General features: G+C 76.5%; 1 protein-coding gene. It reads right to left on the bottom strand.

Annotation, left to right across the window (positions count from 1 at the left end; all coding sequences use genetic code 11):
- Position 1: 1 nt before the first annotated feature.
- Positions 2-11,056 (bottom strand): type I polyketide synthase, encoded by an 11,055-nt coding sequence (locus ACFWP2_RS28250; RefSeq protein WP_380456556.1) that lies wholly within the window; start codon positions 11,054-11,056, stop codon positions 2-4.
- Positions 11,057-11,066: the final 10 nt, after the last annotated feature.

Raw genomic sequence — 11,066 nt, 5'->3', positions numbered from 1 at the left:
CTCAGGCGTCGTCCCGTTCGGTGTTCAGTGCGATTTCGATCAATGCGTCGGCGTCGAGGTCGTCCAGGTCGTCCAGCCCGTCGAGGCCTTCCAGCCCGCCCAACCCGTCCAGCCCGTCGGGGTCGTCCGGGTCGTCGTGCCGCTCCGGTGTGCCCGACGCACCGGACGACGCCGGAGCCGCCAGGCTCAGCAGGGTGTCCATCAGTCCGGCCTCCCGCAGCCGTTCGAGCGGGATGGCCGCCAGGGCCGCGCGGACCGCCGCCTCGTCCGGCCCGGCGGGCCGCTCCTCGGCCAGGACTCCCAGCTCCTCGCCGAGGAAGGCGGCCACCCGCTGGGGGGTGCGGTGGTTGAACACCAGGCTCGGCGGCAGGCGCAGGCCGGTCACCCGGCTCAGCCGGTTGCGCAGCTCGACCGCGGTCAGCGAGTCGAAGCCGAGGTCCTTGAACGCCTGGCCGGCCGCGACGGTGCGGCCGTCCTGGTAGCGCAGCACGGTGGCCGCCTCGGCGCGCACCACGTCGACCAGGATCTGCGGGCGCTGGCGCGGCGGCGCCGCCGCCAGCCGGGCGGCGAGGGCTGACGCCTCGTCGGCGTCCTCCGCGGCGCTCGGCTCGGTGGTCCCGGCCTCGGGTTCGGCCAGCAGCTCGCGCAGCAGCGGGCTGGGCCGGCCGGAGGTGAACGCCGCGCCGAAGACCTCCCAGTCCACGTCGGCCACGGTCAGCCCGCTCTCCGCCCGGTCGACGGCCCGGGCGAGGGCCTGGACGCCGAGTTCGGGGTCCATCGGGGTGACGCCGCGCCTGAGCAGGCCGGCGGTGTCCCCGCTGACGGCCAGTCCGGCGCCCGCCCACGCTCCCCAGGCCACCGAGGTACCGGCCAGGCCGCGGGCCCGGCGGTGCTCCACGAGCGCGTCCAGGAAGGCGTTGCCCGCCGCGTACGCGCCCTGCCCGCCGCCGCCCCAGACCGCGGCGATCGAGGAGAAGACGACGAACTGCTCCAGGTCGAGCCCGTCGGTCAGTTCGTGCAGGTGCACCGCTCCGGCGGTCTTCACGGCCAGCACCGCGTCGAGCCGGTCGGGGTCCGTCTCGTCCAGCCGGCCCGGGGCGTCCACTCCGGCGGCGTGCAGCACGGCGGTCAGCGGCAGGTCCCGCGGTACGGCGGCCAGCACGCCGGCCAGGGCGTCGCGGTCGGCCACGTCGCAGGCGGCGAGGGTGACCCGGCTGCCGTACCCGGCCAGTTCGGCCGCGAGCTCCCGCGCACCGGGGGTGTCCTCCCCGCGACGGCCGAGCAGCACCAGGTGCGGGGCGCCGCGGCGGGCCAGCCACCGGGCGGACTCGGCGCCGAGCGCGCCCAGCCCGCCGGTCACCAGGACCGTGCCGGTGGGCCGCCAGCCGGCGGGCACCGGAAGGGCGGTGTCCTGCGGTGCGCGCACCAGCCGGCGGGCCAGCAGGCCCGTCCCGCGGATCGCGACCTGGTCCTCGCCGAGGTCCTCGCCGAGCAGGACCGTCAGCAGGTCGCCGGCGCGGGTGTCCACGGTGGCCGGCAGGTCGACCAGGCCGCCCCACCGTTCCGGGTTCTCCAGCGCGGCCACCCGGCCGAGGCCCCAGACCGCCGCCTGGGCCGGGCTGTCCAGCGGCTCCTCCGGCCCACCGGTGTGGACGGCGCCCCGGGTGACCACCCAGAGCGGCGCCTCGATCCCCGCCCGGCCGAGCGCCTGGAGCAGCGCCACGGTGGCGGCGGCACCCTCGGGCAGGGCCGAGCCGGGCAGCGCGGCTCCGACGGCGGCGGTCAGCGACAGGACGCCGGACACCGCGCCCGGCGCTCCGGCCGCCTCGGCGAGCCGGGCGGCCAGCGCGTCCGGGCCGGTGCCGGGGTCGACCAGGACGGTCACCTCGGCCCCCGCGGCGCGGAGCGCGGTGGTCGCCCACTCGGTGAGCTCGGAGTCCCGCGGGGCCACCACCAGCCAGCCGCCGTCCAGCAGCCCCGTGGCGGGCAGGCCGGTCAGCGGCGTCCAGTCGACGCGGTAGCGCCAGCCGTCGATCGTCTCGTCCCGGCGGCGCCGGGTGCGCCACGCGGCGAGCGCGGGCACGACCGGGTCCAGCGCCTGCTCGCCGAGGTCCAGGGTGTCGGCCAGCTCCGCCAGGTCGCCGCGCTCCACGGCGGCCCAGAACCCGGCCTCCGCCGGGTCCGCCGAGCCGGCGGCCTGGGGTGTGCCGGCCGGGGCCTGGGCCGGGTCCGGCCAGTAGCGGTCCCGCTGGAAGGCGTAGGTCGGCAGGGGAAGGTGCCGGGCCGCGGGCAGCAGCGCGGACCAGTCGACTCCGGCGCCCGCCGTCCAGAGCACGGCCAGGGCGGTCAGGGCGGTTTCGCGGCCGTCCCGGTCCTTGCGCTGCAGCGGCACGCCGACCGCGTCGGGAGCGCTCTGGGCGGCGAGTGCGGTCAGCACGCCGTCCGGGCCGAGTTCGGCGAAGCGGGTGACGCCCTCGCGGTGCAGAACCTCGACGCCGTCGGCGAAGCGGACGGCCTCGCGGACCTGCCGGACCCAGTAGTCGGGGGTGGTGAGCAGCCCGGGCCCGGCGAGTTCGCCGGTCAGGTTGGAGACGACCGGGATGCGCGGCTCGGCGAAGGTCAAGTCAGCGAGCACGTCGGCGAATTCGGCGAGCATCGGCTCCATCAGCGCCGAGTGGAAGGCGTGCGAGACGGTCAGGCGGCGGATCTTGCGGCCCTCGGCCCGCCAGCGCTCCGCGAGTTCGTCGACGGCTTCCGCGGGACCGGAGACCACCAGCGATTCCGGCCCGTTGACGGCGGCGACGTCCAGTCGGCCGCCGGTCGCCTCGCGCACCTCGGCCTCGGTGGCCTGCACCGCCAGCATCGCCCCGCCGCTCGGCAGCGCCTCCATCAGCCGGCCGCGCGCCGCCACCAGGGCACACGCGTCGGCCAGCGAGAACACCCCGGCCACGTGCGCGGCGGCGATCTCACCGATCGAGTGCCCGAGCAGGAACTCCGGGACCACGCCCCAGGATTCGAGCAGCCGGAAGGAGGCCACCTCGACGGCGAACAGCCCGGCCTGGGTCCAGACCGTACGGTCCAGATCCTCGGCGCCCTCGAAGACGACCTCCCGGACCGGACGGTCCAGGCGCAGGTCCAGCTCCGCGCAGACCGCGTCGAACGCCGACGCGAAGGTGGGGAAGGCCTCGTACAGGTCCCGGCCCATGCCCGTCCGCTGCGCGCCCTGCCCCGTGAACAGGAACGCCGTCCGCCCCTCGGCCGTGGCGCCCGAGACCACCCGCGCCGACGGCTCGCCCGCCGACAGTGCGGCCAGGCCGTCCAGCAGTTCCTCCCGGCCGTCGCCGAGCACCACGGCACGGTGCTCCAGCGCGGCCCGGGAGAGCAAGGTCCCCGCCACGTCCACAGGCGCGAACTCCGGCTCGCCGCCGAGGAATTCGGCCAGCCGCCCGGCCTGCGCGGCCAGCGCGCCGGCCGACCGGCCCGACACCGGCCACGGCAGTACGCCCTGGACCTCCGCCGTCTCCTCGGCCTCGACCGCCGGGGCGGCCTCGAGGATCACATGGGCGTTGGTGCCGCTGATCCCGAAGGAGGAGACACCCGCCCGGCGCGGACGGTCCGCCTCCGGCCACGGCCGGGCCTCCGTCAGCAGCTCCACCGCGCCCGCCGACCAGTCCACCTGCGGGGACGGCTCGTCCACGTGCAGCGTCGCCGGGAGCACGCCGTGGCGCATCGCCTGCACCATCTTGATCACGCCCGCCACACCGGCCGCCGCCTGGGTGTGCCCCAGGTTGGACTTCACCGAGCCCAGCAGCAGCGGGAGTTCACGATCCTGGCCGTAGGTGGCCAGCAGCGCGTGCGCCTCGATCGGGTCGCCCAGCCGGGTGCCCGTCCCGTGCGCCTCCACCGCGTCCACGTCGGCCGCCGAGAGACCGGCGTTCGCCAGCGCCTGGCGGATCACCCGCTGCTGGGCCGGACCGTTGGGCGCCGTCAGACCGTTGGAGGCGCCGTCCTGGTTGACCGCGCTGCCCCGCACCACGGCGAGCACCCGGTGCCCCTTGCGGCGCGCGTCCGACAGCCGCTCGACCAGCAGCACGCCCACGCCCTCGCCCCAACCCGTGCCGTCCGCACCGGCCGCGAAGGCCTTACAGCGGCCGTCCGCCGCCAGCCCGCCCTGCCGGGCGAACTCGGTGAACACCCCGGAGCCGGTCATCACCGTCACACCGCCCGCGAGCGCCAGCTCGCACTCGCCGGAGCGCAGCGCCTGCGCCGCGAGGTGCAGGGCGACCAGCGAGGAGGAGCAGGCGGTGTCGACCGTCATCGCCGGGCCTTCGAGGCCGAAGGCGTACGCCACCCGGCCGGACAGGACGCTGGTCGCGCCGCCGGTCAGCCGGTGGCCCTCGGTGTCCTGGGGCAGGTCGACGTCGACGCCGTAGTACGAGGGCGCGGCGCCGGCGAAGACGCCGACCGACTCGCCCTTGAGCGACCGGGGGTCGAGGCCCGCGTCCTCGAAGGCCTCCCAGGCGGCCTCCAGCAGGATCCGCTGCTGGGGGTCCATCGCCAGCGCCTCGCGCGGGGAGATCCCGAACAGGCCGGCGTCGAAGTCCGCGGCGTGGTCGACGAAACCGCCCAGGGGGGCGTAGGCGCCGGACTGTCCCGTGAGGTCCCAGCCGCGGTCGGCCGGGAAGTCCACGATCCCGTCCTGGCCCGTGGCGACCAGTCGCCACAGGTCGGCCGGGGAGGACACGTGGCCGGGGAAGCGGCAGGCCATGCCGACGATCGCGATCGCCTCGCCGGGGTCGGCCGGGGCGGCCGTCGCGCGGGGCCGGTCGGCCTCCTCGGCCGCGCCGAGCAGGCGGGTGGCGAGGAAGTCCGCGAGGGCCGCGGCCGTCGGGTAGTCGAACACCAGGGTCGCGGGCAGCCGCCGGCCGGTGGCGGCGTTCAGCCGGTTGCGCAGCTCCACCGCGGCCAGCGAGTCGACGCCGAGGTCCTTGAACGCCTGCCGCGGGCCGACCGCCTCGGCGCTCGCGTGGCCGAGCACGGTCGCCGTGTTCGTCCGGACCAGGTCGAGCAGCACCTGCCGCCGCTCACCGTCCGCCAGGCCCTGGAGCCGGCGTTCCAGCGCGGCCTGCCCGCCCGTCACCGGGCCGCCGGCGGCCTGCCGCAGGGCGGAGCGGACCAGGCCGCGCAGCAGGGACGGCGGTTCGGCGGCCGAGGTGCGGGCGGCGGCGAGGTCGAGCGGGATCGGCAGCAGGTGCGCGGCGGGCAGGGCGGCCGCGCGGTCGTAGAGGGCCAGTCCGAGCTCGGCGGTCAGGGTGCCGCCGAGCCGGTCGCCGCTGGTCACGGTGGAGCCCTCGGCGAGGTGCCCGGTGAGGGCGCTGGCGTCCTGCCACAGGCCCCAGCCGAGCGACTGGGCGGGCAGGCCGTGCGCCCGGCGGTGCGCGGCGAGGGCGTCCAGGAAGGCGTTGGCGGCCGCGTAGTTGGCCTGGCCGCCGGTGCCGAAGGTGCCCGCGGCGGAGGAGTAGAGCACGAACAGGGCGAGGTCGGCGTCGGCGGTGAGCTCGTGCAGGTTGACCGCCGCGTCCACCTTGGGGCGCAGCACCGCGTCGAGCCGGGCCGGGGTGAGCGCGTCGAACACGCCGTCGTCCAGGACGCCCGCGGTGTGCACCACGCCGGTGAGGGGGTGCTCGGCGGGGATCGCGGCGAGCACCGCGGCCAGCGCCTCGCGGTCGGCGGCGTCGCAGGCCACGGCCGTGGCCTCGGCGCCCAAGTCGCCTAGCTCGGCGACGAGTTCGGCCGCGCCCGGGCTGTCGGCGCCGCGCCGGCTGAGCAGCAGCAGGTGCCGCACGCCGTACTCGGTGACCAGGTGGCGGGCCAGCAGGCCGGCCAGGGTTCCGGTGCCGCCGGTGATCAGGACGGTGCCCTCGGGGTCGAGCGGCGCCGGGACGGTGAGGACGTTCTTGCCGATGTGCCGGGCCTGGCCGATGTGCCGGAAGGCTTCGACGGCGTTGCGCACGTCCCAGGCCGTGGTGGGCAGGGCGCGCAGCGCGCCGGCGTCGAACAGGGCGATGACCTCGGCGAGGATCTCGCCCATCCGCCGCGGTCCGGCCTCACCGAGGTCGAAGGCTCGGTAGCGGACGTCCTCGCGCGGGACGTGGGTGCGGATGTCGGCCTTGCCCATCTCCAGGAACCGCCCGCCCGGCGCGAGCAGGCGCAGCGAGGCGTCGACGAACTCGCCGGCCAGCGCGTTGAGCACGACGTCCACGCCGCGTCCGCCGGTGGCCGTGCGGAAGGACTCCTCGAAGTCCAGGTCGCGGGAGGAGGCGATGCGGCTGTCGTCGAGGCCCTGGGCCCGCAGCACGTCCCACTTGCCGGCGCTGGCCGTGCCGTAGACGTCGAGGCCCAGGTGCCGGCCGAGCTGGACGGCGGCCATGCCGACGCCACCGGCGGCGGCGTGCACCAGCACCGACTCGCCCGGCTGGACGTCGGCCAGGTCGCGCAGCCCGTAGTAGGCCGTGGCGAACACCAGCGGGACGGCGGCGGCCTGGCCGAAGGTCCAGCCGCCGGGGACGCGGGCCAGCAGCCGCCTGTCGGTGACCGCGGTGGTGGCGATGCCGCCGGAGAAGAAGCCGAACACCCGCTCCCCGGGGGCGAGATCGGCGACGCCGGGGCCGGTTTCGACCACCACGCCGGCCGCCTCGGCGCCCATCGGCGCGCGCTCCGGGTACATGCCGAGCGCGATCAGGACGTCGCGGAAGTTCACGCCGGCGGCGCGGACGGCGACCCGCACCTCACCGGGGCCCAGCGGCCGGTCGGCGTCCGGGGCGACGACCAGGGCGAGGTTCTCCAGCGTCCCCGGGCCGAGGGTGTCCAGGCGCCAGGCCTCCCGGCCGGCGGGCACGGCGAGCGCGTCCGCGGGCCAGGCCAGCCGGGCGGCGAGGAGGACGCCGTCGCGGACGGCCAGCACCGGCTCGGCGCCGTGGGCGGCGACCGCGCACCAGTCGCCGGCCGAGCCCTCGCCGTCCAGGTCGACCAGCACGATCCGGTCGGGGTTCTCGGTCTGCGCGGACCGGACCAGGCCCCGGGCCGCGGCGGCGACCGGGTCGACGGGCTCCTGGCCGACGGCGACGGCGCCACGGGTCACGACCACCAGCCGGCTCTCCGTCAGCCGCTCCTCGGCCAGCCAGGCCTGGAGGACCGACAGCAGGCGGCCGGTCGTCTCCCGCACCCGGGCGGGTAGGTCGGCGGCCTCGGCGGCGGTGGCAGGGGCGGTGGCGGTGGCAGGGGCGGTGGCGGGGACGGGCAGCACGACGGCCTGCGGCGCCGGGCGGCCGCCGTCGAGCGCGGCGGCCAGCTCGGCCGGGCCGGTGTACCGGGGCGCGTCGAACGGCAGGGTGGCGAGCGGCGGGTTGTCCGCGTCTCCCGGGCCGGCAGCCGGGTCGAGCACCGCCCAGGTCGTGGGCTCGACGGTGGCGCCCACCCCCGTGAGCGGCGTCCAGTCGAGCGCGAACAGCGCCTTGGCGACCTCGGGATCGACGGCGGGGCGCAGCTGCTCGGCCTCGACCTCGCGCAGCACGAGCGAGTCGATGGTCATCACGGGGGCCCCGGTGCCGTCGGCGACGCTCAGCGCCACGCCGTCGGCGGTCACGGTCAGGGTCACCCGCAGCGCGGCGGCACCGGCCGCGTGCAGCCGGACGCCGGTCCAGGCGAACGGCATCCGGGCGGCGCGGTGGGCGTCCATGGCAGCGGAGAAACCGACCGCGTGCAGCGCGGCGTCCAGCAGCGCGGGGTGCAGTCCGTAGGCCTGCGCCTGGCCGGCGGCGGCCTCGGGGAGCAGGACCTCGGCGTGGACGCTGTCACCGGTCCTCCAGGCCGCGTGCAGGCCCTGGAAGGCCGGTCCGTAGCCGTAACCGACATCCGACAGCCGGTCGTAGAAGCCGGTGAGGTCGACGGGCTCGGCCCCCACCGGCGGCCAGGCCACGGGAACGGCGGGGGTGGCGGCGGCCGATGCGGCAGCGGCGCTCGCCGGGGAGAGCGTCCCGGTCGCGTGGCACACCCACGCGGAGTCCTCGGCCTCGGCGCGCGACAGCACCTCCACGGTGCGGTCCCCGGCCTCGTCGGCCTCGGAGACGCTCACCTGGACGGCGACGCCGCCCTGCTGCGGCAGCACCAGCGGCGACTGGATCACCAGCTCGCGCAGCACCTCGCAGCCGGCCTCGCGGCCCGCCCTCAGCGAGAGCTCCACCAGGGCCGTCCCGGGCACCAGCACGGTGTCCAGCACGGCGTGATCGGCGAGCCAGGGATGGACCGCCAGGCTCAGCCGCCCGGTCAGCACCAGCCCCCCGCCGTGCAGGGCGACCACCGCGCCCAGCAGCGGGTGCCGGGCACCGGTCTGGCCGAGGGCCTTCACGTCGCCCGCCCCGGTGGTGGGCTTCGGCCAGTACCGCCGCCGCTGGAAGGCGTAGGTCGGCAGGTCGAGCCGGCGTCCACCGGGGACGACCTGGGACCAGTCGAGTTCGGCGCCGGTGGTCCACAGGGCGGCGAGCGCGGTCAGCGCGGTCTCGGACTCGGAGCGGTCACGGCGCATCAACGGGGCGAACACGCCGTCGGCGGCCTGCTGCCCGGCCAGGCCCGACAGCACGGTGTCCGGGCCCAACTCGACGTAGCGGGTGACGCCCTGGCGGCCCAGGGCCTGGACGCCGTCGGCGAAGCGGACGGCCTCACGGACCTGGCGCAGCCAGTAGTCCGGCGTGGTGAGCAGCCCGGGCTCGGCGATCTCGCCGGTCAGGTTGGAGACGAGCGGCAGCTGCGGCTCGGCGAAGGTCAACTTCGCCAGCACGGAGGAGAATTCGGCAAGCATCGGCTCCATCAGGGCCGAGTGGAAGGCATGCGAGACGGTCAGGCGACGGGTCTTCCGGCCCTGGGCGGCCCACTCGGCCGCGAACTCCTCAATCACCTCGACCGGACCCGAAACCACCAGCGATTCCGGCCCGTTGACGGCGGCGACGTCCAGCCGCTTACCGATCGCCTCCCGCACCTCGGCCTCGGTCGCCTCGACCGCCAGCATCGCGCCACCGCTCGGCAGCGCATCCATCAGCCGACCGCGCGCCGCCACCAGGGCACACGCGTCCGCCAGCGAGAACACCCCGGCGACGTGCGCCGCCGCCACCTCACCGATCGAATGACCGAGCAGCACGTCCGGGACCACGCCCCAGGACTCCAGCAGCCGGAACGACGCCACCTCGACCGCGAACAGCCCGGCCTGCGCCCACACCGTACGGTCCAGATCCTCGGTGCCCTCGAAGACGACGTCCTTCACCGGCCGGTCCAGCAGCAGGTCCAGCTCCGCGCAGACCGCGTCGAAGGCCTCGGCGAACACCGGGAACGCCTCGTACAGCCCTGCGCCCATGCCCGTCCGCTGCGCGCCCTGACCGGTGAACAGGAACGCCGTCCGGCCCTCGGCCGTGACGCCCGAGACCACCCGCGCCGACGGCTCGCCCGCCGCCAGCGCGCCCAGACCCTCCAGCAGCGCCGCCCGGCCGTCACCGAGCACCACCGCACGGTGCGCCAGCCCGGCCCGGGACAGCAAGGTCCCCGCCACGTCCACCGGAGCGAACTCCGGCTCGCTGCCGAGGAATTCGGCCAGCCGCCCGGCCTGCGCGGCCAGCGCCTCGGCCGACCGGCCCGACACCGGCCACGGCAGCACGCCCTGGACCGCCGCCGTCTCCTCGGCCTCGACCGCCGGAGCGCCCTCGAGGATCACATGGGCGTTGGTGCCGCTGATCCCGAAGGATGACACACCCGCCCGGCGCGGACGGTCCGCCTCCGGCCAGGGCCGGGACTCGCTCAGCAGCCTGACCGCACCCGCCGCCCAGTCGACGTGCGGCGTCGGCTCGTCCGCGTGCAGGGTGGCCGGCAGCACGCCCTGCCGCATCGCCTGCACCATCTTGATCACACCGGCCACACCGGCCGCCGCCTGGGTGTGGCCCAGGTTCGACTTGATCGACCCCAGCCACAACGGCTGTTCCGCCGTCCGCTCCTGGCCGTAGGTGGCCAGCAGCGCCTGCGCCTCGATCGGGTCGCCCAGCCGGGTGCCCGTCCCGTGCGCCTCGACCGCGTCGACGTCGGCGGCCTCCAGGCGGGCGTTGGCCAGCGCCTGCCGGATCACCCGCTCCTGCGAGGGACCGTTCGGCGCCGTCAGACCGTTGGACGCGCCGTCCTGGTTGACCGCGCTCCCCCGCACCACCGCCAGCACCTCGTGCCCGAGCCGCTGCGCGTCGGAGAGCCGCTCCAGCACCAGCACGCCGACACCCTCGCCCCAGCCCGTACCGTCCGCACCGGCCGCGAAGGCCTTGCAGCGGCCGTCCGAGGCCAGCCCGCCCTGCCGGTTGAAGGAGGCGTACCCGCCGGGGGTCGACATCACGGTGGCGCCGCCCGCGAGGGCCAGGTCGCACTCGCCGGAGCGCAGCGCCTGCGCCGCGAGGTGCAGGGCGACCAGCGAGGAGGAGCAGGCGGTGTCGACGGTGACGGCCGGGCCCTCCAGCCCGAAGACGTACGAGAGCCGGCCGGACATCACGCTGGCGGTGGTACCGGTGGCGATGTGCCCTTCCAGACCCTCCGGGGAGGCGAGCGCGACCAGGCCGTAGTCCTGGCCGTTGGTGCCCGCGAACACGCCGGTGCGGCTGCCGCGCAGCGCGCGCGGGTTCAGGCCGGCGGCTTCGAAGGCCTCCCAGGAGGCCTCGAGGAGCAGCCGCTGCTGCGGGTCCATCGCGGTGGCCTCGCGCGGGCTGATGCCGAAGAGCTCGGCGTCGAACTCGTCGGCGTCGTGGATGAAGCCGCCCTGCCGCGCGTAGTCCTCGTCCTCGTCCTCGGCCCAGCCCCGGTTGGTCGGGAAGTCGCCGACCGCGTCGGTGCGTTCGGCCACCAGCCGCCACAGCTCGGCGGGCGTCCGGACGCCGCCGGGGAAGCGGCAGCCCATGCCGACGATCGCGATCGGCTCCTGCGCGCGGTCCTCGATGGTGCGGATCCGGCGGTGCGCCTGACGGAGCTCGGTCGTCACCCACTTCAGA

The sequence above is a fragment of the Kitasatospora sp. NPDC058444 genome, from assembly GCF_042721415.1.
In the GTDB taxonomy this organism is placed as follows: Bacteria; Actinomycetota; Actinomycetes; order Streptomycetales; family Streptomycetaceae; genus Kitasatospora.
The sequence above is the reverse complement of the archived record's forward strand: the minus strand, read 5'-3'. Positions and strand labels throughout refer to the sequence as shown.